Raw genomic sequence first — 25,302 nt, 5'->3', positions numbered from 1 at the left:
TGCCTGTCAGGGCAGCTCAGGCGGTTGCCACTCTTCCACTTCAATCAGCACCAGCAAGGCGGCATCACCGCCGTACTCTTTGGGTGCCTGATGAAAAGCCATCACGTGCGGATGCTGGGCAAGCCATAGTGGGGTTTGCTGCTTGAGGATATGCTTTCCGTGGCCGTGCATCACGCAGGCGCAAAAGACATGTTCCCGGCGGCAGGCCGCAATCAGCGCGCCCAGCTCCTGTTTGGCCTGCATCTGCGTTAAGCCGTGCAGATCGAGAAACAGTTCCGGCGAATAATCCCCACGACGTAATTTTTTCAGCTCGAAATGGCTGACGTCCGATCGCACATACTTTACCGCGCCCTCGGTGTTCAGCAGCGGCTGGAACTCATCGGAAAAATAGTGGCTGGCGTCTGCCTGTTCCTGGATCAGCCGTTTTACCGGAACTTCACTCACTTTTTTGCGTAACGGAGGGTGGACGATGGTGTCCTGCTTGATTTTACGCGTGCCGGTCATCAGCTGACGAAACAGCGTTTGATCCTCCTCGCTCAGCGATGTTTTCTTTTTCATGGGTCCGTCTCATCTCTTATTTCCCACAGTGTACCTGACTCGCCGCGCGGCAAAACGCATTTTTTACCCGCAAGGCGTTAGCGACAGTGCTGATTTATCGCCGTCTTCGTGGCACACTAGCCGCCGAAAATTTAGCGAGCATGCCCTGGAGAATATAGTGGATAAAATTTTTGTCGATGAAGCGGTGAATGAGCTGCAAACCATTCAGGACATGTTGCGTTGGGCGGTCAGCCGTTTCAGCGCGGCCAATATCTGGTACGGTCACGGTACCGATAACCCGTGGGATGAGGCGGTGCAGCTGGTTCTGCCGTCCCTCTATCTGCCGCTGGATATCCCGGAAGATATGCGCTCTGCGCGCCTGACCTCCAGCGAGAAACACCGCATCGTTGAGCGCGTGATCCGCCGCGTTAACGAACGTATCCCGGTGGCCTACCTCACCAATAAAGCCTGGTTCTGCGGCCATGAGTTCTTTGTCGATGAACGCGTGCTGGTGCCGCGCTCGCCGATTGGAGAGCTGATCAACAACCATTTCGCCGGCCTGATTGACCATCAGCCGGAGCACATTCTGGATATGTGTACCGGCAGCGGCTGCATCGCCATTGCCTGCGCCTACTCCTTCCCGGAGGCGGAAGTGGACGCGGTGGACATCTCACCTGATGCGCTGGCGGTAGCGGAACATAATATTGAAGAGCACGGCCTGATCCATCACGTGACGCCGATTCGTTCCGATCTGTTCCGTGACCTGCCAAAAGTGCAGTACGACCTGATCGTCACCAACCCGCCATACGTTGACGCAGAAGATATGTCCGACCTGCCAAACGAGTATCGCCACGAACCTGAGCTGGGTCTGGCGTCCGGCTCCGACGGCCTGAAGCTGACCCGCCGCATCCTTGCCTGTGCACCGGATTATCTGACCGACAACGGCATTCTGATTTGTGAAGTGGGTAACAGCATGGTACATCTGATGGAGCAATATCCGGATGTGCCGTTCACCTGGCTCGAGTTCGACAACGGTGGCGACGGCGTCTTCATGCTGACCAAAGCGCAGCTTCTCGCCGCGCGCGAACACTTCAGCATCTACAAAGATTAATCCAACGGGCTTCGGCCCGTTTCACATTGCGCAAACACAGAAAGCTCAAACACAGAACAACGAAAACGGAGCCGTGATGGCAGGAAACAGTATTGGACAATTATTCCGCGTGACCACCTTTGGTGAGTCGCATGGTCTGGCGCTGGGTTGCATCGTTGATGGCGTACCGCCAGGCATCGAACTGACCGAAGCCGATTTACAACATGATCTCGACAGACGTCGTCCAGGGACATCGCGCTACACCACCCAGCGCCGCGAGCCGGATCAAGTCAAAATCCTGTCAGGCGTCTTTGAAGGACGCACCACCGGCACCAGCATTGGCCTGCTGATTGAGAATACCGATCAGCGTTCGCAGGACTACGGCGCCATCAAGGACGTGTTCCGTCCGGGCCATGCCGACTACACCTACGAGCAAAAATACGGTTTTCGCGACTATCGCGGCGGCGGACGCTCCTCCGCCCGTGAAACTGCCATGCGCGTTGCCGCAGGCGCTATCGCCAAAAAATATCTGGCGCAGAAATTTGGCATCACTATTCGCGGCTGTCTGACCCAGATGGGCGATATCCCGCTGGCGATCGCAGACTGGGATCAGGTCGAGCAGAACCCGTTCTTTTGCGCGGATGCGTCAAAGCTGGAGGCGCTGGACGAACTGATGCGCGGCCTGAAGAAAGAGGGCGACTCCATCGGCGCCAAAGTCACGGTCGTGGCTGACGGTGTACCGCCGGGCTGGGGTGAGCCGGTCTTTGACCGCCTCGACGCCGACATCGCCCATGCAATGATGAGCATCAACGCGGTGAAAGGGGTAGAGATTGGCGACGGTTTTGACGTTGTGGCCCTGCGCGGCAGCCAGAACCGCGACGAGATTACGAAAGAGGGCTTCCAGAGCAACCACGCGGGCGGCGTGCTCGGCGGGATCAGCAGCGGGCAGCAGATTGTCACCCATATTGCGCTGAAACCGACCTCCAGCATTACCGTACCGGGGCGCACCCTTAACCGTGCGGGCGAGGAAGTCGAGATGATCACCAAAGGACGTCACGATCCGTGCGTCGGGATCCGCGCGGTGCCGATCGCAGAAGCGATGCTGGCAATCGTGCTGATGGATCACTTCCTGCGCCAGCGCGCGCAGAATGCGGATGTGACGACCCCACTTCCACGCTGGTAACCATGAAAAAAACCGCAATTGCTCTGCTGGCGCTGCTTGCCAGCGGGGCCTCGCTGGCGGCAACGCCGTGGCAGAAAATCACTCATCCGGTCGCGGGGAGCGCCCAGTCGATTGGTGCGTTTTCCAATGGCTGCATCGTCGGCGCCCAGGCGCTGCCGCAACAGTCCAGCACCTACCAGGTGATGCGTACCGATCAGCGCCGCTATTTTGGCCATCCGGATCTGGTGCTGTTTATTCAGCGGCTGGGCAATCAGGTGCATAACCTGGGGCTGGGCACGATGCTGATTGGCGATATGGGGATGCCAGCAGGCGGTCGCTTCAACGGCGGCCACGCCAGCCATCAGACCGGGCTGGATGTCGATATCTTCCTCCAACTGCCGAAAACGCGCTGGAGTTCAGCACAGCTGATGAAACCGCAGGCGCTGGATCTGGTGGCGCGGGACGGTAAAAACGTCGTGCCGTCCCTCTGGTCACAGGATGTCTCGAGCATGATCAAACTGGCGGCGGAAGATAACGACGTCACGCGCATCTTCGTCAACCCGGCCATCAAGCAGCAGCTCTGCCAGGATGCAGGCACCGACCGCGACTGGCTGCGCAAAGTGCGACCGTGGTTCCAGCATCGCGCGCATATGCACGTGCGTCTGCGCTGTCCGGCGAACAGCCTCGAGTGTGAAGATCAACCGTTACCGCCGCCAGGGGATGGCTGCGGCGCGGAATTACAAAGCTGGTTTGAGCCAGCAAAACCTGGACCCAAGCCTGAGAAGAAGACACCGCCTCCGTTGCCGCCTTCCTGCCAGGCGCTACTGGATGAACATGCCCTGTGATGGACCAATTTACTGAGTTGTTTATGGTGTCGCCGCTGCTGCTGGTGGCGCTGTTTTTTATCGCCATGCTGGCCGGTTTTATTGATGCTCTGGCCGGCGGCGGCGGGCTCCTGACCGTTCCGGCGCTGCTGGCGGCAGGGATGAGCCCGGCGCAGGCGCTGGCGACCAACAAGCTACAGGCCTGCGGTGGTTCGTTATCGGCGTCGATCTACTTTATCCGCCGCAAGGTGGTGAGCCTGGCCGATCAGAAGCTCAATATTCTGATGACCTTTATCGGGTCGACCTCCGGCGCGCTGCTGGTTCAGCACGTGCAGTCCGACATACTGCGCCAGATTTTGCCGATCCTTGTGATCTGTATTGGTCTCTACTTTTTGCTGATGCCCAGGCTCGGGGAAGAGGACCGTCAGCGCCGCCTGCACGGACTGCCGTTTGCCCTGATCGCTGGCGGCTGCGTCGGCTTCTATGACGGCTTTTTCGGCCCCGGCGCCGGGTCGTTCTATGCCCTGGCCTTTGTGACGCTGGCCGGGTTTAACCTCGCCAAATCCACCGCCCACGCCAAGGTGCTCAACGCCACCTCTAACCTGGGCGGCCTGCTGCTGTTTATCATCGGCGGGAAGGTGATCTGGGCAACCGGCTTTGTGATGATGGCCGGCCAGTTCCTGGGCGCACGGGTAGGATCGCGCCTGGTGTTAAGCAAAGGGCAACAGCTCATCCGTCCGATGATTGTCATTGTCTCGGCCGTCATGAGCGCCAAACTTCTTTATGACAGCCACGGACAGGAGATCCTCCACTGGTTGGGGATGAACTAATGAACAGTACGCATAAATATGAACAGCTGATCGCGATTTTCGACGGCTGTTTTGCCGATGATTTTAATACCCGTCTGATTAAAGGCGACGACGAACCGATCTATCTTCCTGCAGATGCTGAGCTTCCGTTCAACCGGATCGTTTTCGCACACGGATTTTATGCCAGCGGTTTGCATGAAATATCGCACTGGTGTATTGCCGGAAAAGCGCGTCGCGAGCTGGTGGACTTTGGCTACTGGTACTGCCCGGACGGGCGAGACGCAGCGACCCAGGGGCAGTTTGAAGATGTGGAAGTGAAACCCCAGGCGCTGGAGTGGCTGTTCTGCGTGGCGGCAGGATTTCCGTTCAACGTCAGCTGTGACAACCTCGAAGGGGACTTCGAGCCAGACCGTATTGTCTTCCAGCGCCGCGTTCACGCGCAGGTGATGGACTATCTTGAGAACGGCATCCCGGAACGTCCGGCGCGCTTGATCAAGGCTTTACAGAATTATTACCACACGCCGGAGATCACGGCGGAATGCTTCCCGTGGCCGGAAGATCTTTAATAGAGGAAAGAAGATGATCGCAGAGTTTGAATCACGCATTCTGGCGTTAATTGATGACATGGTAGAACACGCCAGTGACGATGAGCTGTTCGCCAGCGGTTATCTGCGTGGACACCTGACGCTGGCCGTTGCCGAGCTGGAAGCCGGTGATGACCATTCACCACAGGCGGTGCACGCTGAAGTGTCCCGCAGCCTGGAAAAAGCCATTCTGGCGGGCGAGCTCTCTCCGCGCGACCAGTCGCTGGTGCTGGGGATGTGGGAAACCTTGTTTCAGAAAGCCAGCCTGACGTCATAAGTTAGCGCCTGTAGGCCGGGCAAGCGCATGCATCGCCCGGCGTGAAAACGGCTCCTCTGCCAGACGCCCGGTGGCGCTACGCATACCGGGCCTACGCTTTCACCATCTTCCCTTTCAACAACTTCCTCACCCATAACCGGTTCGGATTCAGCGCCGCCAGCGTATGCGCATCCAGCGGGATCGGCTCGTGGCTCATCTGCGCGGCGAGTATTTCCGCCGTCAGCGGTGCCGTACAGAGCCCGCGTGAACCCAGTCCGCCCAGCATAAACAGATTGCGGAATTCCGGGGCATTCACTGCCCGGTCCTTGTTGTGGGCTAAATCCTGATACGCCGCCAGGGTGGCGTCATAGTCCGGCACCGCCCCGGTCATCGGCAGGTGATCGCGGGTGGCGCAGCGAATACCGTTGCGCGCCTCTCCGGTGCTGACGTCTACCTCTTGTGCCCATGTCGCCTGGGGTAAACAGTCGATCAACCGCTGGCGGTTATGCTGCTGATCCTCGTCGCTGTACTGCGGCTCCGTCTGTCCACGGTGATAGCTCGCACCGATACAGTGGTGGCCGTTGGTCGGATTTTGCGGCGTCAGATACCCGTCGTAGCAGAGTACCTGACGCAGCTGGCTCAGCTGCGGGGCGGCCGGGATATGGCTCACCTGACCACCCACCGGATAAACCGGCAGCTGTGCGGTCTGGCTGAACTGGCTGATGCCATGTCCGTTGGCCAGCACCACGCTGCCGTGTTGCACGTGCTCGCCCCCGGCGAAGTGCAGCGTCCAGCGCGCGTCGGCCTGCTCAAGCGACGTCACCTTGCGACCGTACTGCACCTGCAGGCCGAGCGTTTGCGCCTCGGCAATCACCGCCGCGGTAAGCTGCGCCGGACACAGCCAGCCGCCGAGCGGATACTGGATCCCGCCGCAGCCGGTCGGCACCCCGATACTCTCTTCCACCTGTTGGGCGTTGACCGCAACGGCGATCTGTTCGGGCAGGCCCAGGGCAAGCATCTGGTTGATTTTCTGCTGACTCTTCTCGTCCCAGCCAAGCTGGGTGACGCCGCACCAGGCATGATCAAACGCGACCGGCAGGGTATCGTACAGACGACGGGCAAAGGTAAATGCCGTCGGGAAAAACTGGCTGAGCGCCGCATCGTGCGCGCTCAGCAGGGGATAGAGCGCGCCCTGGCGATTGCCGGAGGCACCCGTCGCCGGAGCCAGGTCGGCGCAGTAGAGCGTCACCTGCCAGCCGCGGCGCAACAGCGCCAGCGACAGCAGGGCGCTGGCGATCCCGCCGCCCACCACGGCGGTTTCCCGCCCGTCGCTGGCCGTACGGGCAAACCACGGCGTGCGGGCAGGGGAGGGGCGATCCTGCTCCATCACCCCGACGAGCATTTCGCGCTTGCGGCCAAAGCCTTTGGTTTTTTGCATGGTGAAGCCAGCTTCCTGCAGGCCACGACGGACAAATCCGGCGCAGGTGAAGGTGGCAAGCGTAGCCCCGGGGCGGGCCAGGCGGGCCATTGCGGCAAACAGCTCCGGGCTCCACATATCCGGGTTTTTGGCCGGAGCGAAGCCGTCAAGGAACCAGGCGTCGACCTGCTGATTGAGGGAGTCATCCAGCTTGTCAGTCAGCTCGTTGATATCACCCAGCCAGATATCAAGGGTGACACGCCCGTCGTCCAGCAACAGGCGATGGCAGCCCGCGATGGGCAGCGGCCACTGGGCCTGGAGCTGCTCTGCCCAGGGCGCTAATTCCGGCCAGTGCTGATGCGCCAGACGCAGGTCGGCGGCGGCCAGCGGGAATTTCTCAAAACTGATGAAATGTAACCTTTGCAGCGTAGCCTCAGGGTGAGCCGCACGGAAGCGATCGAAGGCCTGCCAGAGGGTAAGAAAGTTCAGGCCGGTGCCAAAACCGCTCTCCGCCACCACGAACAGATCGCGGGGATGTACCGGAAAACGGGCGTTCAGCTGATTTCCATCGAGGAAAACATAACGTGTCTCTTCCAGTCCGTTATCATTAGAGAAGTAGACATCATCAAAATCTCGGGAAACAGGTGTACCCTCAGCGTTGAATTCGAGGTTGGCAGGTTGTATGGCGTTTTGTTTCACGTAAGTTACTCGTCTGACAGGCTGTGCCGCGATCTTAACGATGTGCGTCTGTTGGTGCAAATTTCCGCAGAAATTGGCTGATCGGACTTGTTCGGCGTACAAGTGTACGCTATTGTGCGACTCGAAACTTAAAATAGTGCGACTTACAGAGGTATTGAATGAAACGTGCAGTGATTACTGGCTTGGGCATCGTTTCCAGCATCGGTAATAACCAGCAGGAAGTCCTGGCATCTCTGCGTGAAGGACGCTCCGGGATCACCTTCTCTGAAGAGTTTAAAGATTCTGGCATGCGCAGCCACGTCTGGGGTAATGTCAAACTGGACACCACGGGCATGATCGATCGCAAAGTGGTCCGTTTCATGAACGATGCCTCTATCTACGCCTACCTCTCCATGCAGGAAGCCATTGCTGATGCTGGCCTGAGCGAAGACGTTTATCAGAACAACCCACGCGTGGGTCTGATTGCTGGCTCCGGCGGTTCGTCAAAAGCGCAGGTCTTCGGTGCTGACGCTATGCGTAGCCCGCGCGGCCTGAAAGCGGTGGGTCCATACGTGGTGACCAAAGCGATGGGCTCAGCGGTATCCGCCTGCCTCGCCACCCCGTTCAAAATTCACGGCGTAAACTACTCCATCAGCTCCGCATGTGCCACCTCCGCACACTGTATCGGTAACGCGGTTGAGCAGATCCAGCTGGGCAAACAGGACATCGTGTTTGCTGGCGGCGGCGAAGAGCTGGGCTGGGAAATGGCCTGTGAGTTCGACGCGATGGGCGCACTGTCCACCAAATATAACGAAACGCCAGAAAAAGCCTCCCGTACTTACGATGCAAGCCGCGACGGCTTCGTTATCGCCGGCGGTGGCGGTATGGTTGTGGTTGAAGAGCTGGAACACGCTCTGGCCCGTGGCGCGCACATCTATGCTGAGATCGTGGGCTACGGCGCAACCTCCGACGGTGCAGACATGGTTGCTCCATCCGGTGAAGGCGCAGTGCGCTGCATGAAGATGGCGATGCACGGCCTGGATACCCCAATCGACTACCTGAACTCCCACGGCACCTCTACTCCGGTAGGCGACGTGAAAGAGCTGGGTGCTATCCGCGAAGTGTTTGGCGACAACAGCCCGGCCATCTCCGCGACCAAAGCCATGACCGGTCACTCTCTGGGTGCGGCTGGCGTGCAGGAAGCTATCTACTCCCTGCTGATGCTGGAACACGGCTTCATCGCCCCAAGCATCAACGTGGAAGAGCTGGACGAGCAGGCTGCTGGCCTGAACATCGTTACCGCGACAACCGAGCGCGAGCTGAATACCGTGATGTCCAACAGCTTCGGTTTCGGCGGCACCAACGCCACGCTGGTCATGCGTAAGCTGAAAGCATAAGCGTTTGATGTATAGTAAGAGGGAGCCTGTGGCTCCCTTTTTTTATGCCTGAACATGGAGTTATGCATGACGGCCGTTACATCAGATAAAAACGCCTCCTCCGGAAACGTCTCGCTGTTTCGTATCGCCTTTGCGGTATTCCTGACCTATATGACCGTTGGCCTGCCGCTGCCGGTGATCCCGCTGTTTGTTCACCAGGAGCTGGGCTATGGCAATACCATGGTGGGTATCGCCGTGGGTATTCAGTTCTTAGCTACGGTGTTAACCCGCGGCTACGCCGGACGGCTGGCGGATCAGCATGGTGCCAAACGCTCGGCGCTGCAGGGCATGTTTGCCTGCGGGCTGGCGGGCGGCGCATGGCTACTGGCCGCGCTGCTGCCGGTGGATGCTGCCTGGAAATTCGCGCTGCTGGTGGTGGGACGCTTAATTCTTGGTTTTGGTGAAAGTCAGCTGCTGACCGGCACTCTGACCTGGGGGATGGGGCTGGTAGGGCCCGCACGTTCCGGCAAAGTGATGTCCTGGAACGGGATGGCCATCTATGGGGCGCTGGCCGCTGGCGCACCGCTGGGTCTGTTGATTAACAGCCAGTTTGGCTTTGCGGCACTGGCCGCCACCACCATGGCTCTGCCGCTGCTGGCATGGGCGTTTAACGGCACGGTGCGTAAAGTTCCGGCCCATAAAGGCGAACGACCTTCCCTGTGGAGCGTTGTGGGGCAAATCTGGCAACCGGGTCTGGGCCTTGCCCTGCAGGGTGTCGGCTTTGCGGTGATTGGTACCTTCGTCTCGCTCTACTTTATGAGCCGCGGCTGGGCGATGGCAGGGTTTACGCTTACCGCCTTTGGCGGCGCGTTTGTTCTGATGCGGGTGCTGTTCGGCTGGATGCCGGATCGTTATGGTGGCGTAAAGGTGGCGGTGGCCTCGCTGGTGATTGAAACCCTTGGCCTTGTGCTGCTCTGGCAGGCCCCAAACGCGCCGGTGGCGCTGCTGGGCGCAGCCCTGACCGGCTGCGGCTGTTCGCTGATCTTCCCGGCACTCGGTGTCGAGGTCGTTAAACGCGTTGCCCCGCAGGTACGCGGCACGGCGCTGGGCGGTTATGCCGCGTTTCAGGATATCTCATACGGGGTCACCGCGCCGCTGGCAGGCCTGTTAGCGACGTCATTTGGTTATCCATCGGTCTTCCTGGCAGGGGCGGTTTCTGCGGTGGTGGGAATAGTGGTGACGCTGGTGGCGTTTCGTAAATCTTAGCGGTTTGTTGCCGGGTGGCGGCTACGCCTTACCCGGCCTACAGGTTGTGTTTTTGTAGGCCCGGTAAGCGTAGCGCCACCGGGCAAAATATCAGACGACCAGCCAGAAAATCGCCAGCGCAATGATTAACGCAATTAACATCAGTCCCGGACGGGCAGAGAGTGTTCTGAAGGTTTCCACCACCGGGGCAAACAGCGGGCTGTAGATCGGCTGGATATTGCGCACTTCAATTACGCCAGCTTCACGCTCGGTGCGGCGGGTAAAGATCGCATTAAGCAGATCCTGAACCTGCGCGGTGGTCAGCACCGTCTGCGGCGTCGCCTGCCAGTTCTGGTGGGCATAATCCTGAATGCTGTCCCACTCCTGCGGCTCCAGCGGCTGTTTCAGCGCTGCCTGCAGGGTGTGCAGCGTTGGCGCGCTCTGGCTGCTCAGGGTCTGGCGTGCCTGCAGCCAGGTGGCAAGATGGGTAAACTGTCTGGCCGGGATCAACTCTCCCGCTTTTACACCGGACAACTCCAGCATCGACTGCCAGATCAGTTTGGTCGGCTCACCCGTGGCGGCGGCCAGCTTGGTCACCATCTGCTTGAGCGTATTGTGTTCAGCAGGCAGCAGCGGGCGCTCAGTGGCCGGACGCTGTTGCGGCTGCGGAATGGCGAGCTGGTTATTTTGCAGCAGCGTCAGCACCGTCTTAAGCTGCTCGGGCGTCAGCTGGCTAAGTGCCGTCTGACCGTACTGCTGACGAATAAAATCGCTGGTCGCCTGACGGTTATTCCCCTGGCTTAACAGCTCCGTCAGCTGCGAAACCATTTGCCGGGTGGTGTGGTTTTGCTGCGCGGTATTCAGGCGCTGGTTCAGGTTTTGCTCTGCAGCAGGGAAGTGACGCGACAGCATGGGCGCATCGCCCTTCAGGCCCAGATCGTGTTTGACCCCAGCCCACACTTCCGCATTCTGCTGCGACGTCAGGGCAATCAGCCGGGTGATCAGGCGTTCCAGTACGGTGCGCTGCTGTGTGGAGAGGGGCTGTTCGCCTGCGACATGAGACGGACGCGGGCCGTCACCCGGAGGTTGCGGCGGCGTACCTGAAATGGGCTGCATCGTCAAAAAATCCTTAAGGTCGTTACTCTGCGTAAACCAGGTTACGTATATGCCTGGCGGCCAGATTATGGCACACTTGACCGGTTAACTTCCTCTCAAACAGGTACTCAGACGTGAAAATCCTCGTTGATGAAAATATGCCTTACGCCCGCGAGCTGTTCAGCCGCCTGGGTGAGGTTAAGGCCGTTCCCGGACGCCCGATCCCGCTCGCTGAGCTGGATGATGCCGACGCGCTGATGGTGCGCTCAGTGACCAAAGTGAATGAGGCGCTGTTGTCTGGTAAAGCGGTGAAGTTTGTCGGTACGGCAACCGCGGGAACCGATCATGTGGATGACGCGTGGCTGAAGCAGGCGGGGATCGGTTTTTCCGCCGCGCCGGGCTGTAACGCCATCGCCGTCGTGGAGTATGTTTTCTCTTCCCTGCTGATGCTGGCCGAGCGTGACGGGTTTAGCCTGGCCGATCGCACTGTCGGTATTGTCGGAGTGGGTAACGTCGGCAGTCGCCTGCAAAAGCGCCTCGAGGCGTTAGGTATCCGCACGCTGCTGTGCGATCCCCCGCGTGCCGATCGTGGCGATGAGGGCGATTTCCGCAGCCTGGACGAGCTGGTGGCGGAATGTGACGTCCTCACCTTCCATACTCCGCTGTTTAAAGACGGGCCGTATAAATCCCTGCATCTGGCCGATGAGGCGCTGATGAGCCGCCTGAAGCCGGGCACTATCCTGATTAACGCCTGTCGCGGCCCGGTGGTGGACAACGCCGCGCTGCTGAAGCGTCTGGACGCTGGTCAGGATCTCAGCGTGGTGCTGGACGTCTGGGAGCCGGAGCCGGATCTCAACGTGGCCCTGCTGAATAAAGTGGATATTGGCACCGCACACATCGCCGGCTACACCCTGGAAGGCAAAGCGCGCGGCACCACCCAGGTGTTTGAGGCTTACAGCGCCTTTATTGGCAAATCGCAGCAGGTGGCGCTGGATACCCTGCTGCCGACGCCGGAATTTGGCCGCATTACCCTGCATGGCCCGTTGGATCAGGCAACGCTGAAAAGGCTGGTGCATTTAGTGTATGATGTGCGCCGCGATGACGCGCTGCTGCGAAAAGTAGCGGGTATGCCGGGTGAGTTCGACAAGCTGCGCAAGCACTATGTGGAGCGCCGCGAATGGTCTTCCCTGTATGTGATGTGTGATGACGCTGCGGCGGCATCACTGCTGCATAAGCTGGGTTTCAACGCCACTCATCATCCGGTTCGTTAATGTCTTCTTAATGCTCCCTGGCGGATAACCCGCCGGGGACGCTTTTTTATTTCTGGAGTAAACCACCATGTCTGAAGGCTGGAACATTGCCATACTGGGCGCAACGGGCGCCGTGGGCGAAGCCCTGCTCGAAACCCTTGCCGAGCGTCAGTTCCCGGTGGGGGAGATCTTTGCCCTGGCGCGTAATGAGAGCGCAGGTGAGCATCTGCGTTATGAGGGCAAATCGGTACGCGTTCAGGATGCGGCTGAATTTGACTGGACCCAGGCACAGCTGGCCTTTTTCGTCGCCGGTGCTGAAGCTTCCGCAACCTATATTGAAGACGCCACCAATGCGGGCTGTCTGGTGATTGATTCCAGCGGCCTGTTCGCTCTTGAGCCGGACGTGCCGCTGGTGGTGCCGGACGTCAACCCGTTCGTGCTGGCCGACTACCGCAACCGTAACGTTATCGCCGTCCCGGACAGCCTGACCAGCCAGCTGCTGACCGCCCTGAAACCGCTGATCGATGATGGCGGCTTATCCCGTATCACCGTCACCAGCCTGCTGTCGGCCTCCGCTCACGGTAAAAAAGCGGTGGATGCGCTGGCCGGGCAGAGCGCGAAGTTGCTGAACGGTATTCCGGTAGACGAAGAGGACTTCTTTGGTCGTCAGCTGGCCTTCAACATGCTGCCACTATTGCCGGATCGCGAAGGCAGCGTTCGTGAAGAGCGCCGTATCGTCGATCAGGTACGCAAGATCCTACAGGATGAAGGGCTGATGATCTCCGCCAACTGCGTGCAGTCGCCGGTGTTTTACGGCCATGCCCAGATGGTGAGCTTCGAAGCGATGCGCCCGCTGGCGGCGGAAGAGGCGCGCGACGCCTTTGCCCGCGGTGAGGACATCGAACTGTCCGAAGAGAGCGAGTTTCCGACCCAGGTGGGCGACGCAACGGGCAACGCCCGCCTCTCCATCGGCTGCGTTCGCAACGATTACGGCATGCCGGAGCAGATCCAGTTCTGGTCGGTGGCCGATAACGTTCGTTTCGGCGGTGCGCTGATGGCGGTGAAAATTGCCGAGAAACTGGTGCAGGAGTATCTGTACTGATGTCAGAAGTGGAACAAAAGCCGGTCCATAAAATTGCTCTCGGGATTGAGTACGATGGCAGTAAATATTATGGCTGGCAGCGTCAGAACGAAGTGCGCAGCGTCCAGGAGAAACTGGAGAAGGCGCTCTCTCAGGTGGCGAATGAGCCCATAAATGTCCTGTGCGCGGGGCGTACCGACGCCGGAGTCCATGGTACGGGGCAGGTGGTTCATTTTGAAACCACCGCGGTGCGTAAAGACGCGGCCTGGACGCTGGGAGTAAATGCGAATTTGCCTGGTGACATCGCAGTGCGTTGGGTCAAAACTGTGCCGGACGATTTTCACGCCCGCTTCAGTGCCACCGCGCGCCGGTACCGTTACATCATCTATAACCAGCGTCTGCGGCCGGCGGTGTTAGGCCAGGGCGTAACGCATTTCTACGAGCCGCTGGATGCCGGGCGCATGCATCGCGCAGCGCAGGCGCTGATTGGCGAAAACGACTTTACCTCGTTTCGTGCGGTGCAGTGCCAGTCGCGCACCCCGTGGCGCAACGTGATCCACATTACCGTCAGCCGGTATGGCGCGTATGTGGTGGTGGATATCAAGGCCAATGCCTTTGTACATCATATGGTGCGGAATATTGTTGGCAGCCTGATGGAAGTGGGCGCCGGACACCAGCCGGAGAGCTGGATTGCAGAGTTGCTGGCAGCAAAGGACAGAACCCTGGCAGCAGCAACGGCGAAAGCGGAAGGGCTGTATCTGGTCTCGGTCGATTACCCGGATCGTTTTGACCTTCCGAAACCGCCAATGGGCCCGCTGTTTTTAGCGGACTGATAGCCGTGCAATAAAGGTTTAGACAATATGGATTTTATTCGCTTTCTGATTGATTTCATTCTGCATATTGATGTTCACCTGGCAGAGCTGGTCGCTGATTATGGCGTCTGGGTGTATGCCATTCTGTTCCTGATCCTGTTTTGTGAAACCGGACTGGTGGTGACCCCGTTCTTACCGGGCGATTCGCTGCTGTTCGTGGCGGGGGCGCTGGCCTCCCTGGAAACCAACGACATCAACGTTCACCTGATGGTGGTTCTGATGCTCATCGCCGCGATCCTTGGCGATGCGGTGAACTACACTATAGGGCGGCTGTTTGGCGAGCGGTTATTCAGTAATCCGGACTCGAAGATTTTCCGTCGCAGCTATCTCGATAAAACCCATGCGTTTTATGAGAAACACGGCGGTAAAACCATTATCCTCGCGCGTTTCGTGCCGATCGTCAGAACCTTTGCCCCCTTTGTTGCGGGAATGGGACACATGTCGTACCGTCATTTCGCACTCTATAACGTGACGGGCGCGCTGTTATGGGTGCTCAGCTTTACCTACGCGGGATATTTCTTCGGTACCATTCCTATGATTCAGGAAAACCTCAAGCTACTGATCGTAGGGATTATTGTGGTCTCCATCCTGCCGGGCGTGATCGAAATTATTCGTCACCGGCGCGCGGCGGCAAAACAAGCAAAATAAAAGCACGACTGCGGTTCGACCACTTTTTTATCCAAAGTTTCGGGCTGTTATGTTTTAATGTGCAACATTCATGGTCTGTCGGGGGCAAAAATGGCATTATGCGCCCCTTACAGCAAACCTGGTTCAGGCAGAAAGGTTATCAATGAGCTGGATTGAACGAATTAAAAGCAATATCACCCCAACCCGCAAAGCGAGTATTCCTGAAGGGGTATGGACCAAATGTGACAGCTGTGGCCAGGTTCTGTACCGCGCCGAGCTGGAGCGTAATCTGGAAGTTTGTCCGAAGTGCGATCACCACATGCGTATGTCGGCGCGTAACCGCCTGCATAGCCTGCTGGATGAAGGTTCTCTGGTTGAACTGGGCAGCGAGCTTGAGCCGAAAGATGTGCTGAAGTTCCGCGATTCCAAGAAATATAAAGACCGTCTGGCCTCTGCGCAGAAAGAGACCGGCGAGAAAGACGCCCTGGTGGTGATGAAAGGCACCCTGCATGAGATGCCGGTTGTCGCAGCGGCATTTGAGTTCTCCTTTATGGGCGGCTCAATGGGTTCCGTGGTTGGCGCGCGCTTCGTGCGTGCGGTTGAGCAGGCGCTGGAAGACAACTGTCCGCTGATCTGCTTCTCTGCCTCCGGCGGTGCCCGTATGCAGGAAGCGCTGATGTCGCTGATGCAGATGGCAAAAACCTCCGCAGCGCTGGCGAAAATGCAGGAGCGCGGTCTGCCGTACATCTCCGTACTGACCGACCCGACCATGGGCGGCGTATCGGCGAGCTTCGCGATGCTGGGCGATCTGAACATCGCTGAACCGAAAGCGCTGATCGGCTTTGCCGGCCCGCGCGTTATCGAACAAACGGTACGTGAGAAACTGCCGCCGGGCTTCCAGCGCAGTGAGTTCCTTATTGAGAAAGGCGCTATCGACATGATCGTTCGCCGTCCGGAGATGCGCCTGAAGCTGGCAAGCATCCTGGCGAAGCTGATGAACCTGCCGTCGCCGAGCCCGGATGAACCGCGCGAAGGCGTGGTAGTACCGGATCAGGAACCCGAGGCCTGATAACTGAAAAGGGCAGGGCCAATGGCGCTGCCCTTTTGCTTTCTAACCGTAACTGAAAAGCGCGCAACATGGAAAATATCACTCTTCCCCAAGCCACGTCGCCTCTGGCCGCGTGGCTTTCTTATCTGGAAAGCCTGCACAGTAAAGCCATCGACATGGGGCTTGAGCGCGTCAGCCAGGTCGCGGCGCGCCTTGACGTTCTGAAACCGGCCCCCTTTGTCTTCACCGTGGCGGGTACTAACGGCAAAGGCACCACTTGCCGCACGCTGGAGTCCATGCTGATGGCGGCGGGCTACAAGGTGGGTGTCTACAGCTCGCCGCATCTGGTGCGCTACACCGAGCGCGTGCGGGTGCAGAACGCAGAGTTAGCCGAATCAGCACATACTGCCTCGTTCGCAGAGATCGAAGCCGCGCGCGGCGACATTTCGCTGACCTATTTCGAATATGGCACCCTGTCGGCGCTGTGGTTGTTCAGGCAGGCGCAGCTGGACGTGGTGATCCTTGAAGTCGGCTTAGGCGGGCGTCTGGACGCCACCAACATTGTGGATCCGGATGTCGCCGTGGTGACCAGCATCGCGCTGGATCATACCGACTGGCTGGGGCCCGATCGCGAAAGCATCGGCCGTGAAAAAGCCGGTATTTTCCGCGCGGGTAAACCGGCGATTGTCGGTGAGCCGGAGATGCCGCACACCATCGCTGACGTGGCGCAGGAGAAAGGGGCGCTGTTGCAGCGTCGCGATGTCGACTGGCGCTACAGCGTGACACAGAGCGGCTGGCGCTTTGAAGATGCCAAAGGCGCGCTGGACAACCTGCCGCTGCCGCAGGTGCCGCAGCCGAACGCGGCGACGGCACTGGCCGCCCTGCGCGCCAGTGGTCTGGCCGTAGACGAGCAGGCCATTCGTGACGGCATTCAGCAGGCGATCCTCGCCGGGCGTTTCCAGATTGTCAGCGAATCACCGCGTCTGATTCTGGATGTGGCGCATAACCCTCATGCCGCGGCTTACCTCGCCGGACGTCTCAAATCATTGCCAAAAACCGGGCGCGTGCTGGCGGTAATCGGTATGCTTCATGATAAAGATATCGGCGGCACGCTGGCCTGCATGGAGACTGTGGTCGATAGCTGGTATTGTGCACCTCTGGAAGGCCCGCGCGGGGCAACGGCTGAACAGCTGATGGAACACCTCGGCCAGGGCCAGACCTTTGCCAGCGTGGAGCAGGCATGGCGCGAGGCGATGGCGGACGCCAGACCAGAAGATACCGTGCTGGTGTGTGGTTCCTTCCACACGGTGGCACATGTCATGGACGTAATGGATGCGGGGAGAACCGGTGGCAAGTAAGTTTCAGAACCGTTTAGCAGGCACCATTGTGCTGGTGGCGCTGGGGGTGATTATTCTCCCCGGGCTGCTTGATGGACAGAAAAAGCATTACCAGGATGAGTTTGCGGCGATCCCGCTGGTGCCTAAACCCGGCGACCGGGATGAGCCGGACATGCTGCCGGCTGCGACCCAGGCATTACCTGCTCAACCGCCTGAAGGGGCGGCTGAAGAGGTGCGGGCTGGCGATGCCGCGGCGCCATCTTTAGATCCGTCGCGTCTGGCGGCCGGAAATAACAACGAGCTGGATCCAGCCCCGGTCGAGCAGTATGCGCCGAAACCGGTGCAAAAACCGAAACCGGTTGAGAAACCGCAGCCGAAACCGCAGCGCGACAACACCAGCCAGCAGCTGGCGGCGGCTACGGAAACCCCGCCGGCCAAACCGGCTGCAGAAGAGAAGCCGGCCCCGACCGGTAAAGCCTACGTTGTGCAGCTTGGTGCGTTGAAAAATGCCGATAAGGTCAACGAAGTGGTGGCCAAACTCCGTGGCGCGGGGTATCGCGTTTACACTTCGCCTTCGACGCCGGTACAGGGTAAAATCACCCGTATTCTCGTGGGCCCGGATGCATCAAAAGATAAGCTGAAGGGGTCGCTTGGGGAGCTGAATCAACTCTCCGGCCTGAGCGGCGTGGTGATGAACTACAGCGTGAATTAATGTACGTATTATTCTCCTCCTACCGACGTTTTTCCTGAAAGGAGAAGGCCGGGGGAGGGCGAGGCAGGCGTCCGAAGAGACGTAACGGCCTGGGGCGTTGATTAGTTTTTCAGCGCCTTTTTTATTTACGCGCGGGAAGGAAATCCCTACGCAAACGTTTTCTTTTTCTGTTAGAATTCGCCCCGAACTGGATGACAGGGCGTTTAATCGTGGGACGTATATGGTCTGGATTGATTACGCCATCATTGCGGTGATAGGTTTTTCCTGTCTGGTTAGCCTGATCCGTGGCTTTGTTCGTGAAGCGTTATCGCTGGTAACCTGGGGCTGTGCCTTCTTTGTTGCCAGTCATTACTACACTTACCTGTCTGTCTGGTTCACGGGCTTTGAAGATGAACTGGTTCGAAACGGAATCGCCATCGCGGTGCTGTTTATCGCGACGCTGATTGTCGGCGCCATTGTTAACTACGTGATAGGCCAGCTGGTTGAGAAAACCGGTTTGTCGGGAACGGACAGGGTGCTTGGGATCTGCTTCGGTGCATTGCGCGGGGTGTTGATTGTCGCCGCGATACTGTTCTTCCTTGATACCTTTACCGGGTTCTCAAAAAGTGAAGACTGGCAGAAATCGCAGCTGATCCCGCAGTTCAGCTTCATCATCAGATGGTTCTTTGACTATCTGCAAAGCTCGTCGAGTTTTTTGCCCAGGGCATAAACCCTGAGATGTGGCTTAACGAGGAAATGACGAATGTGCGGTATTGTCGGTATCGCCGGTTTCATGCCGGTAAACCAGTCTATTTATGACGCATTATCGGTGCTTCAGCACCGTGGGCAGGATGCTGCGGGTATCATCACCATTGATGCACACAACTGCTTCCGTTTACGTAAGGCTAACGGCCTGGTAAACGATGTGTTTGAAGCCCGCCATATGCAGCGTCTGCAGGGTAACATGGGTATTGGTCACGTTCGTTACCCTACCGCAGGCAGTTCCAGCGCCTCTGAAGCGCAGCCTTTCTACGTTAACTCCCCGTATGGCATCACGCTTGCCCACAACGGCAACCTGACCAACGCCCACGAGTTACGTAAAAAGCTGTTTGAAGAGAAGCGTCGCCACATTAACACCACTTCTGACTCTGAAATTCTGCTTAACATCTTTGCCAGCGAACTGGATAACTTCCGTCACTATCCGCTGGAAGCTGACAACATTTTTGCTGCCGTGGCGGCCACTAACCGTCTGATTCGTGGGGCCTATGCCTGCGTCGCGATGATTATCGGCCACGGTATGGTCGCGTTCCGCGATCCGAACGGGATTCGCCCGCTGGTGCTGGGTAAACGCGATATTGGCGATGGCCGCACCGAATATATGGTGGCCTCCGAAAGCGTGGCCCTGGACACCCTGGGCTTTGAGTTCCTGCGTGACGTTGCTCCGGGCGAAGCGGTTTACATCACCGAAAAAGGCCAGCTGTTTACCCGTCAGTGTGCGGAAAACCCGGTCAGCAACCCGTGCCTGTTCGAGTACGTCTACTTTGCCCGTCCGGACTCCTTCATCGACAAGATCTCCGTCTACAGCGCCCGTGTGAATATGGGCACCAAGCTCGGCGAGAAGATTGCCCGCGAGTGGGAAGATCTGGATATCGACGTGGTCATCCCGATCCCGGAAACCTCCTGCGATATCGCGCTGGAGATGGCGCGCATCTTGGGTAAACCCTATCGCCAGGGCTTCGTGAAGAACCGCTATGTTGGCCGCACCTTTATCATGCCAGGCCAGCAGCTGCGCCGTAAATCGGTGCGCCGCAAGCTGAACGCCAACCGCGCTGAGTTCCGCGATAAGAACGTGCTGCTGGTGGATGACTCCATCGTGCGTGGCACCACCTCTGAGCAGATTATCGAGATGGCCCGTGAAGCGGGTGCGAAGAAGGTCTATCTGGCCTCTGCGGCACCGGAAATTCGCTTCCCGAACGTCTACGGTATCGACATGCCGACCGCCAACGAGCTGATCGCTCACGGTCGTGAAGTGGATGAGATCCGCCAGATCATCGGCGCCGATGGCCTGATTTTCCAGGATCTGAACGATCTGATCGACGCGGTGCGCGCAGAGAACCCGGATATCCAGCAGTTCGAGTGCTCGGTGTTCAACGGTATCTACGTCACCAAAGATGTGGACCAGAAGTATCTGGACTACCTCGACTCTCTGCGTAACGACGATGCGAAAGCCGTGCAGATGGCGAACGATCTCGAAAGCTTAGAGATGCACAACGAAGGTTAATCCTTATCACAGGCGAGGGCATCTGCCCTCGCTTGCAACTCCCGCCAAAATCCTGCACAGTCTGCCCTGTTACAGCAAGGGCGATAATCATGAAACGATTGATAGTAGGGATCTCAGGGGCCAGCGGCGCGATTTACGGTGTCCGTTTGCTGCAGGTATTACGCGACGTCGCTGACGTTGAAACCCATCTGGTGATGAGCCAGGCCGCGCGTCAGACTCTCTCTCTCGAAACCGATTACTCCCTGCGCGACGTTCAGGCCCTGGCCGACGTGGTGCATGATGCCCGCGATATCGCCGCCAGCATCTCCTCCGGGTCGTTTAAGACTTCGGGTATGGTGATCCTGCCCTGTTCCATTAAAACCCTCTCCGGCATTGTTAACAGCTATACCGATACCCTGGTGACCCGCGCCGCCGACGTGGTGTTAAAAGAGCGCCGCCCGCTGGTGCTCTGCGTGCGCGAAACTCCGCTTCATCTGGGTCACCTGCGGCTGATGACTCAGGCTGCTGAGCTGGGCGCGGTGATCATGCCGCCGGTCCCGGCGTTTTACCACCGTCCGCAAAGCCTGGACGACGTCATCAATCAAACCGTAAACCGGGTTATTGACCAGTTCGACATTGAACTGCCGGACGATCTCTTCGCCCGCTGGCAGGGCGTCTGACGGGAAAGGTGTCCTGCCCTGGAGCAGGTCAGCGCAACGTGCCCTGTTTCAGGGCAATTCTGCAACCGCGATCATATCCTCAACATTTAATTCCTTTTTTCCATTCTTCCCACTGCGGTTCGTTTGGCAGACCTGCTATCTTTCACCATTAAGGCAATCTTGCAACCTTTCGTTAACATATTTAACGCCGTAATTTTGCGCCACACGCAATCTGGCACAAGACCTGCAAGGGATCGCCTGCAACAACACACAACATCATCTATTACAAAATAAAATCACGACACTTGAGGGTAATGTATGAAGAAGACGGTTCTGGCTCTGTCTTTGCTGGTGGGATTAAGCGCAGCGGCAAGCAGCTATGCAGCGCTCCCACAGACCGTACGTATCGGTACTGACGCGACCTATGCGCCATTCTCATCGAAAGATGCGAAGGGCGATTTTGTCGGGTTTGATATCGACCTGGGGAATGAGATGTGCAAACGCATGTCCGTGAAATGCACCTGGGTGGGCAGCGACTTTGATGCGCTGATCCCATCGCTGAAAGCCAAGAAAATCGATGCGATTATCTCTTCACTCTCCATCACTGAGAAACGCCAGCAGGAGATCGCCTTCTCTGAGAAGCTGTACGCAGCAGACTCGCGCCTGATTGCGGCGAAGGGCTCGCCTGTCCAGCCCACTATTGATTCGCTGAAAGGCAAACACGTTGGCGTCCTGCAGGGCTCCACGCAGGAAGGCTTTGCCAATGCCAACTGGCGCGAGAAGGGCGTCGATGTCGTGGCTTACCAGAACCAGGATCTGATCTATTCCGATCTGGCGGCAGGGCGCCTGGATGCAGCTTTCCAGGATGAAGTTGCGGCAAGCGAAGGCTTCCTGAAACAGCCGGCAGGGAAAGAGTTTGCCTTTGCGGGCCCGTCGGTTAAAGACAAAAAATACTTTGGCGACGGTACCGGGATTGGCCTGCGCAAGGACGACGCCGAGCTGAAAGCGGCCTTTGATAAAGCCTTTACCGAACTGCGTAAAGACGGCACCTACGACAAACTGGCGAAGAAATATTTCGACTTCAATGTCTACGGCGACTAACTCTAACTGACGGTGTGCACCATAATGGTTCACCGTTATGGTGCGTTGATTGCCTTTGCGAACCACGATGGTGCAAATCCTGCGCCGCGTTGGTTATAAAGTGAATAGTTAAGCACTGATAATGCACTTTTTCGCGTCAGCCGGGCATAATCTTTTGCCTTGCCGCGGCGATTAATGGCACATTAAAGGCAACCCCCGTCGGCGTTAAAATCCCGTAAGAAGACAGTCTGTTGAGGATAGATATGAAAAAACTGGTGTTGTCACTTTCCCTGGCTCTGGCATTTTCCAGCGCTACTGCGGCATTCGCAGCAATTCCGCAAAAAGTACGTATTGGTACTGACCCGACTTACGCCCCCTTCGAATCGAAGAATGCACAGGGTGAACTGGTAGGATTTGATATCGATTTGGCAAAAGAACTGTGCAAACGTATCAAAACAGAATGTACCTTCGTTGAAAACCCTCTGGACGCGCTGATCCCTTCGCTGAAAGCGAAAAAAATCGACGCTATTATGTCTTCACTCTCTATCACCGAAAAACGCCAGCAGGAGATTGCCTTCACTGACAAACTTTATGCAGCGGATTCCCGTCTGGTGGTAGCAAAATCCTCTGATATCCAGCCGACCCTGGAGTCACTGAAAGGCAAACGCGTAGGCGTGCTGCAGGGCACCACCCAGGAGACCTTCGGTAACGAGCACTGGGCACCGAAGGGGATCGAAATCGTCTCTTACCAGGGCCAGGAGAATATCTACGCTGACCTGACCGCAGGCCGTATCGATGCCGCTTTCCAGGACGAAGTCGCAGCCAGCGAAGGCTTCCTGAAGCAGCCGGTAGGTAAAGATTACAAGTTCGGCGGTCCGTCCATTAAGGACGAGAAACTCTTCGGCGTGGGCACCGGTATGGGGCTGCGTAAAGAGGACAACGAACTGCGCGAAGCGCTGAACAAAGCCTTTGCCGAGATGCGCGCGGACGGTACTTACGAAAAAATGGCGAAGAAATACTTCGACTTTGATGTCTACGGTGGCTGAATACCCCACTGAATAACGTGCGGCCCCTCCCGCTACGGGAGGGGAAAAGACACGGCGTCACCACTCACGACACGACAGGGCAGGCGGTATGCTGTACGGATTTTCTGGCGTAATTTTACAAGGCGCACTCGTCACCCTTGAACTGGCTCTCAGTTCGGTGGTGCTGGCGGTGTTGATAGGCCTGGCGGGCGCGGGCGCGAAGCTGTCGACCAATCGGGCAATGGTTCTGCTGTTTGAAGGCTATACCACCCTGATCCGTGGTGTGCCTGACCTGGTGCTGATGTTGCTGATTTTCTACGGTCTGCAAATCGCGCTGAATGGCGTCACGGATGCCATCGGTATGGCGCAGATTGATATCGATCCTATGGTGGCCGGTATCATTACCCTGGGCTTTATCTACGGTGCCTACTTTACTGAAACCTTCCGCGGAGCCTACCTCGCGGTGCCGAAAGGGCATATCGAAGCGGCCACGGCATTCGGTTTTACCTCCTCTCAAACATTCCGCCGTATTATGTTTCCGGCCATGATGCGCTTTGCGCTGCCGGGCATCGGCAACAACTGGCAGGTTATCCTCAAAGCGACGGCGCTGGTCTCGTTATTGGGACTGGAAGATGTGGTGAAAGCCACGCAGCTGGCGGGCAAAAGCACCTGGGAACCGTTCTACTTCGCCATCGTGTGCGGGGTCATTTATCTGGTGTTTACCACCGTCTCCAATGGTGTGCTGCTGCTGCTCGAGCGTCGCTACTCCGTGGGTGTGAAGAGGGCTGACCTGTGATCGAGATTATTCAGGAATACTGGAAATCGCTGCTGTGGACCGACGGATACCGTTTTACCGGTGTGGCGATCACCCTCTGGCTGTTGATTGCATCCGTGGTGATGGGCGGCATTCTGGCGATATTTCTCGCCATTGGCCGCGTGTCGAACAACAAATACATTCGCTTTCCCATCTGGCTGTTTACCTATATTTTCCGCGGTACGCCGCTCTATGTGCAGCTGCTGGTCTTCTACTCCGGGATGTACACCCTGGAGATCGTGAAAGGCACCGAGATGCTGAACGCCTTCTTCCGCAGCGGGCTGAACTGTACCGTCCTGGCGTTGACGCTGAACACCTGCGCCTATACCACCGAGATTTTCGCGGGGGCGATCCGTTCCGTTCCCTATGGCGAGATTGAGGCGGCGCGGGCCTATGGCTTCTCCTCCGTGAAGCTCTACCGCTGCATTATTCTGCCGTCGGCGCTGCGCATTGCGCTGCCTGCCTACAGCAACGAAGTGATTTTAATGCTGCACTCCACCGCGCTGGCCTTTACCGCCACCGTGCCGGATCTGCTGAAGATTGCCCGCGACATCAACTCGGCAACCTACCAGCCGTTTACCGCCTTCGGGATCGCGGCGGTGCTCTATTTAATCATTTCTTACGTCCTGATTAGCCTGTTCCGTAAAGCGGAAAAACGCTGGTTGCAGCACATAAAACCTTCTTCGACGCACTGAGAATTAAGATGGCTGAGAACAAATTAAACGTTATCGATTTGCACAAACGCTACGGCGAACATGAAGTGCTGAAAGGGGTGTCGCTGCAGGCAAATGCAGGCGATGTGATCAGTATTATCGGCTCGTCAGGGTCGGGTAAAAGTACCTTCCTGCGCTGCATTAACTTCCTCGAAAAACCGAGTGCCGGCAAGATTGTGGTCAGCGGCGAGAACATCAATCTGGTGCAGGACAAAGACGGACAGCTCAAGGTGGCGGATAAGCACCAGCTGCGGATGTTGCGTACCCGTCTGACGATGGTGTTCCAGCACTTCAACCTCTGGAGCCACATGACGGTGCTGGAGAACGTGATGGAAGCGCCGGTGCAGGTTCTGGGCTTAAGCAAGCAGGAAGCCCGCGCCCGTGCGGAGAAATACCTGGCGAAGGTGGGTATCGACGCGCGTCAGCAGATTAAATATCCGGTGCATCTCTCCGGCGGCCAGCAGCAGCGCGTCTCTATCGCCCGTGCGCTGGCGATGGAGCCGGAAGTGTTGCTGTTCGACGAACCGACCTCCGCGCTCGATCCCGAGCTGGTGGGTGAAGTGCTGCGCATCATGCAGCAGCTGGCCGAAGAGGGGAAAACGATGGTGGTGGTCACCCACGAGATGGGCTTCGCCCGTAACGTCTCTAACCACGTCATTTTCCTGCATCAGGGCGTAATCGAAGAGCAGGGGCACCCGGATGAGGTGCTGGCGAATCCGAAGAGCCCGCGCCTGCAGCAGTTCCTGAAAGGGTCGTTGAAGTAGTTTTTTGC

Annotated in this window: 26 protein-coding genes; 23 read left to right on the top strand and 3 right to left on the bottom strand. The window is 57.8% G+C overall.

The features are described from left to right. Positions 1–6: 6 nt before the first annotated feature. The gene (smrB, locus tag GNG27_RS16405) at positions 7–558 is read right to left on the bottom strand and encodes an endonuclease SmrB (RefSeq protein ID WP_032612873.1); all 552 of its coding nucleotides are present in this window, start codon (positions 556–558) and stop codon (positions 7–9) included. 157 nt (positions 559–715) lie between these two features. Between smrB and prmB the strand changes: the two genes are divergently transcribed. The 6 genes from prmB to GNG27_RS16375 all read left to right on the top strand — a co-directional run bounded on the left by prmB (position 716) and on the right by GNG27_RS16375 (position 5,283). Then, on the top strand, positions 716–1,648 hold the full coding sequence (prmB, locus tag GNG27_RS16400) for a 50S ribosomal protein L3 N(5)-glutamine methyltransferase (protein WP_142486585.1): 933 nt from the start codon (positions 716–718) through the stop codon (positions 1,646–1,648). A 76-nt stretch (positions 1,649–1,724) separates the two neighbouring features. Then, positions 1,725–2,810 carry a chorismate synthase gene (aroC, locus tag GNG27_RS16395; protein ID WP_142486584.1) on the top strand — a complete coding sequence of 362 codons (1,086 nt, stop codon included), beginning with the start codon at positions 1,725–1,727 and terminating at the stop codon, positions 2,808–2,810. 2 nt (positions 2,811–2,812) lie between these two features. After that, positions 2,813–3,634 (top strand): penicillin-insensitive murein endopeptidase, encoded by an 822-nt coding sequence (gene mepA, locus GNG27_RS16390; protein WP_142486583.1) that lies wholly within the window; start codon positions 2,813–2,815, stop codon positions 3,632–3,634. Further along, positions 3,634–4,443, top strand: coding sequence for a sulfite exporter TauE/SafE family protein (locus tag GNG27_RS16385; RefSeq protein ID WP_156264299.1), 810 nt, complete (start codon positions 3,634–3,636; stop codon positions 4,441–4,443). Before mepA ends, GNG27_RS16385 begins: the two co-directional genes overlap by 1 nt. Further along, complete coding sequence (locus GNG27_RS16380) at positions 4,443–4,988, top strand: elongation factor P hydroxylase (RefSeq protein WP_142486581.1); 546 nt, start codon at positions 4,443–4,445, stop codon at positions 4,986–4,988. The genes GNG27_RS16385 and GNG27_RS16380 overlap by 1 nt, the downstream gene beginning before the upstream one ends. Positions 4,989–5,001: 13 nt before the next feature. After that, entirely contained in the window at positions 5,002–5,283 is a 282-nt protein-coding gene (locus tag GNG27_RS16375) for a YfcL family protein (RefSeq protein WP_142486580.1), read from the top strand. Between the two features lie 91 nt (positions 5,284–5,374). Here the strand turns inward: GNG27_RS16375 and mnmC are convergent, their stop codons facing one another. Continuing rightward, positions 5,375–7,378: a bifunctional tRNA (5-methylaminomethyl-2-thiouridine)(34)-methyltransferase MnmD/FAD-dependent 5-carboxymethylaminomethyl-2-thiouridine(34) oxidoreductase MnmC gene (mnmC, locus tag GNG27_RS16370; RefSeq protein ID WP_197090532.1), complete on the bottom strand. Its 2,004-nt coding sequence runs from the start codon at positions 7,376–7,378 to the stop codon at positions 5,375–5,377. 158 nt (positions 7,379–7,536) lie between these two features. On the opposite strand from mnmC, the gene fabB reads away from it, so the two are divergent. Together fabB and GNG27_RS16360 are read left to right on the top strand one after the other, a co-directional pair. After that, positions 7,537–8,754, top strand: coding sequence for a beta-ketoacyl-ACP synthase I (gene fabB / locus GNG27_RS16365; RefSeq protein ID WP_142486578.1), 1,218 nt, complete (start codon positions 7,537–7,539; stop codon positions 8,752–8,754). Between the two features lie 66 nt (positions 8,755–8,820). Continuing rightward, positions 8,821–9,999 (top strand): MFS transporter, encoded by a 1,179-nt coding sequence (locus tag GNG27_RS16360; RefSeq protein WP_156264297.1) that lies wholly within the window; start codon positions 8,821–8,823, stop codon positions 9,997–9,999. Between the two features lie 90 nt (positions 10,000–10,089). Here the strand turns inward: GNG27_RS16360 and flk are convergent, their stop codons facing one another. Continuing rightward, complete coding sequence (gene flk, locus GNG27_RS16355; protein ID WP_142486576.1) at positions 10,090–11,094, bottom strand: flagella biosynthesis regulator Flk; 1,005 nt, start codon at positions 11,092–11,094, stop codon at positions 10,090–10,092. A 113-nt stretch (positions 11,095–11,207) separates the two neighbouring features. On the opposite strand from flk, the gene pdxB reads away from it, so the two are divergent. The 15 genes from pdxB to hisP all read left to right on the top strand — a co-directional run bounded on the left by pdxB (position 11,208) and on the right by hisP (position 25,294). Then, positions 11,208–12,344, top strand: coding sequence for a 4-phosphoerythronate dehydrogenase PdxB (pdxB, locus tag GNG27_RS16350; protein WP_142486575.1), 1,137 nt, complete (start codon positions 11,208–11,210; stop codon positions 12,342–12,344). A gap of 67 nt (positions 12,345–12,411) precedes the next feature. Next, positions 12,412–13,425: an aspartate-semialdehyde dehydrogenase gene (locus GNG27_RS16345; protein WP_156264296.1), complete on the top strand. Its 1,014-nt coding sequence runs from the start codon at positions 12,412–12,414 to the stop codon at positions 13,423–13,425. After that, positions 13,425–14,237 carry a tRNA pseudouridine(38-40) synthase TruA gene (gene truA, locus GNG27_RS16340; protein ID WP_156264295.1) on the top strand — a complete coding sequence of 271 codons (813 nt, stop codon included), beginning with the start codon at positions 13,425–13,427 and terminating at the stop codon, positions 14,235–14,237. The genes GNG27_RS16345 and truA overlap by 1 nt, the downstream gene beginning before the upstream one ends. 27 nt (positions 14,238–14,264) lie before the next feature. Further along, entirely contained in the window at positions 14,265–14,924 is a 660-nt protein-coding gene (locus GNG27_RS16335) for a DedA family protein (RefSeq protein ID WP_059307463.1), read from the top strand. Positions 14,925–15,066: 142 nt separating this feature from the next. After that, positions 15,067–15,972, top strand: a complete 906-nt coding sequence (gene accD / locus GNG27_RS16330) for an acetyl-CoA carboxylase, carboxyltransferase subunit beta (protein ID WP_103825166.1) — start codon at positions 15,067–15,069, stop codon at positions 15,970–15,972. 68 nt (positions 15,973–16,040) lie between these two features. Next, positions 16,041–17,309 carry a bifunctional tetrahydrofolate synthase/dihydrofolate synthase gene (gene folC, locus GNG27_RS16325; protein ID WP_142486572.1) on the top strand — a complete coding sequence of 423 codons (1,269 nt, stop codon included), beginning with the start codon at positions 16,041–16,043 and terminating at the stop codon, positions 17,307–17,309. After that, positions 17,299–18,000, top strand: a complete 702-nt coding sequence (gene dedD / locus GNG27_RS16320; RefSeq protein WP_142486571.1) for a cell division protein DedD — start codon at positions 17,299–17,301, stop codon at positions 17,998–18,000. Before folC ends, dedD begins: the two co-directional genes overlap by 11 nt. Positions 18,001–18,220: 220 nt before the next feature. After that, positions 18,221–18,709, top strand: a complete 489-nt coding sequence (gene cvpA, locus GNG27_RS16315; RefSeq protein WP_032612840.1) for a colicin V production protein — start codon at positions 18,221–18,223, stop codon at positions 18,707–18,709. A 33-nt stretch (positions 18,710–18,742) separates the two neighbouring features. Then, on the top strand, positions 18,743–20,260 hold the full coding sequence (gene purF, locus GNG27_RS16310; protein ID WP_142486570.1) for an amidophosphoribosyltransferase: 1,518 nt from the start codon (positions 18,743–18,745) through the stop codon (positions 20,258–20,260). A gap of 89 nt (positions 20,261–20,349) precedes the next feature. Continuing rightward, positions 20,350–20,919, top strand: a complete 570-nt coding sequence (locus tag GNG27_RS16305) for a UbiX family flavin prenyltransferase (RefSeq protein ID WP_142486569.1) — start codon at positions 20,350–20,352, stop codon at positions 20,917–20,919. Between the two features lie 297 nt (positions 20,920–21,216). Continuing rightward, complete coding sequence (gene argT, locus GNG27_RS16300) at positions 21,217–21,999, top strand: lysine/arginine/ornithine ABC transporter substrate-binding protein ArgT (RefSeq protein ID WP_142486568.1); 783 nt, start codon at positions 21,217–21,219, stop codon at positions 21,997–21,999. 242 nt (positions 22,000–22,241) lie between these two features. Further along, positions 22,242–23,024 (top strand): histidine ABC transporter substrate-binding protein HisJ, encoded by a 783-nt coding sequence (gene hisJ / locus GNG27_RS16295; protein ID WP_142486567.1) that lies wholly within the window; start codon positions 22,242–22,244, stop codon positions 23,022–23,024. Positions 23,025–23,112: 88 nt separating this feature from the next. Next, a complete protein-coding gene (locus GNG27_RS16290; RefSeq protein ID WP_142486566.1) occupies positions 23,113–23,799 on the top strand; it encodes a histidine ABC transporter permease HisQ in 687 nt (228 codons plus the stop codon). Further along, positions 23,796–24,512, top strand: a complete 717-nt coding sequence (locus GNG27_RS16285; RefSeq protein ID WP_032612827.1) for an ABC transporter permease — start codon at positions 23,796–23,798, stop codon at positions 24,510–24,512. The genes GNG27_RS16290 and GNG27_RS16285 overlap by 4 nt, the downstream gene beginning before the upstream one ends. Positions 24,513–24,520: 8 nt before the next feature. Beyond that, complete coding sequence (hisP, locus tag GNG27_RS16280; protein ID WP_106994731.1) at positions 24,521–25,294, top strand: histidine ABC transporter ATP-binding protein HisP; 774 nt, start codon at positions 24,521–24,523, stop codon at positions 25,292–25,294. The last annotated feature ends 8 nt before the right edge of the window (positions 25,295–25,302 follow it).

The organism is Leclercia sp. 119287 (genome assembly GCF_009734485.1).
Lineage (GTDB): Bacteria > Pseudomonadota > Gammaproteobacteria > Enterobacterales > Enterobacteriaceae > Enterobacter > Enterobacter adecarboxylatus_C.
Note: the sequence above shows the minus strand (reverse complement) of the source record. Positions and strands in the feature narration are given on the sequence as shown.

Bases quoted from the DNA above. Each gene is read 5' to 3' on its own strand.
- accD (WP_103825166.1), top strand. From the start codon at position 15,067: ATGAGCTGGATTGAACGAATTAAAAGCAATATCACCCCAACCCGCAAA.
- GNG27_RS16380 (WP_142486581.1), top strand. From the start codon at position 4,443: ATGAACAGTACGCATAAATATGAACAGCTGATCGCGATTTTCGACGGC.
- GNG27_RS16305 (WP_142486569.1), top strand. From the start codon at position 20,350: ATGAAACGATTGATAGTAGGGATCTCAGGGGCCAGCGGCGCGATTTAC.
- GNG27_RS16345 (WP_156264296.1), top strand. From the start codon at position 12,412: ATGTCTGAAGGCTGGAACATTGCCATACTGGGCGCAACGGGCGCCGTG.
- mepA (WP_142486583.1), top strand. From the start codon at position 2,813: ATGAAAAAAACCGCAATTGCTCTGCTGGCGCTGCTTGCCAGCGGGGCC.
- argT (WP_142486568.1), top strand. From the start codon at position 21,217: ATGAAGAAGACGGTTCTGGCTCTGTCTTTGCTGGTGGGATTAAGCGCA.
- aroC (WP_142486584.1), top strand. From the start codon at position 1,725: ATGGCAGGAAACAGTATTGGACAATTATTCCGCGTGACCACCTTTGGT.
- GNG27_RS16375 (WP_142486580.1), top strand. From the start codon at position 5,002: ATGATCGCAGAGTTTGAATCACGCATTCTGGCGTTAATTGATGACATG.
- truA (WP_156264295.1), top strand. From the start codon at position 13,425: ATGTCAGAAGTGGAACAAAAGCCGGTCCATAAAATTGCTCTCGGGATT.
- GNG27_RS16290 (WP_142486566.1), top strand. From the start codon at position 23,113: ATGCTGTACGGATTTTCTGGCGTAATTTTACAAGGCGCACTCGTCACC.
- GNG27_RS16335 (WP_059307463.1), top strand. From the start codon at position 14,265: ATGGATTTTATTCGCTTTCTGATTGATTTCATTCTGCATATTGATGTT.
- hisP (WP_106994731.1), top strand. From the start codon at position 24,521: ATGGCTGAGAACAAATTAAACGTTATCGATTTGCACAAACGCTACGGC.
- purF (WP_142486570.1), top strand. From the start codon at position 18,743: ATGTGCGGTATTGTCGGTATCGCCGGTTTCATGCCGGTAAACCAGTCT.
- flk (WP_142486576.1), bottom strand. From the start codon at position 11,094: ATGCAGCCCATTTCAGGTACGCCGCCGCAACCTCCGGGTGACGGCCCG.
- cvpA (WP_032612840.1), top strand. From the start codon at position 18,221: ATGGTCTGGATTGATTACGCCATCATTGCGGTGATAGGTTTTTCCTGT.
- hisJ (WP_142486567.1), top strand. From the start codon at position 22,242: ATGAAAAAACTGGTGTTGTCACTTTCCCTGGCTCTGGCATTTTCCAGC.
- GNG27_RS16360 (WP_156264297.1), top strand. From the start codon at position 8,821: ATGACGGCCGTTACATCAGATAAAAACGCCTCCTCCGGAAACGTCTCG.
- fabB (WP_142486578.1), top strand. From the start codon at position 7,537: ATGAAACGTGCAGTGATTACTGGCTTGGGCATCGTTTCCAGCATCGGT.
- GNG27_RS16385 (WP_156264299.1), top strand. From the start codon at position 3,634: ATGGACCAATTTACTGAGTTGTTTATGGTGTCGCCGCTGCTGCTGGTG.
- smrB (WP_032612873.1), bottom strand. From the start codon at position 558: ATGAAAAAGAAAACATCGCTGAGCGAGGAGGATCAAACGCTGTTTCGT.
- folC (WP_142486572.1), top strand. From the start codon at position 16,041: ATGGAAAATATCACTCTTCCCCAAGCCACGTCGCCTCTGGCCGCGTGG.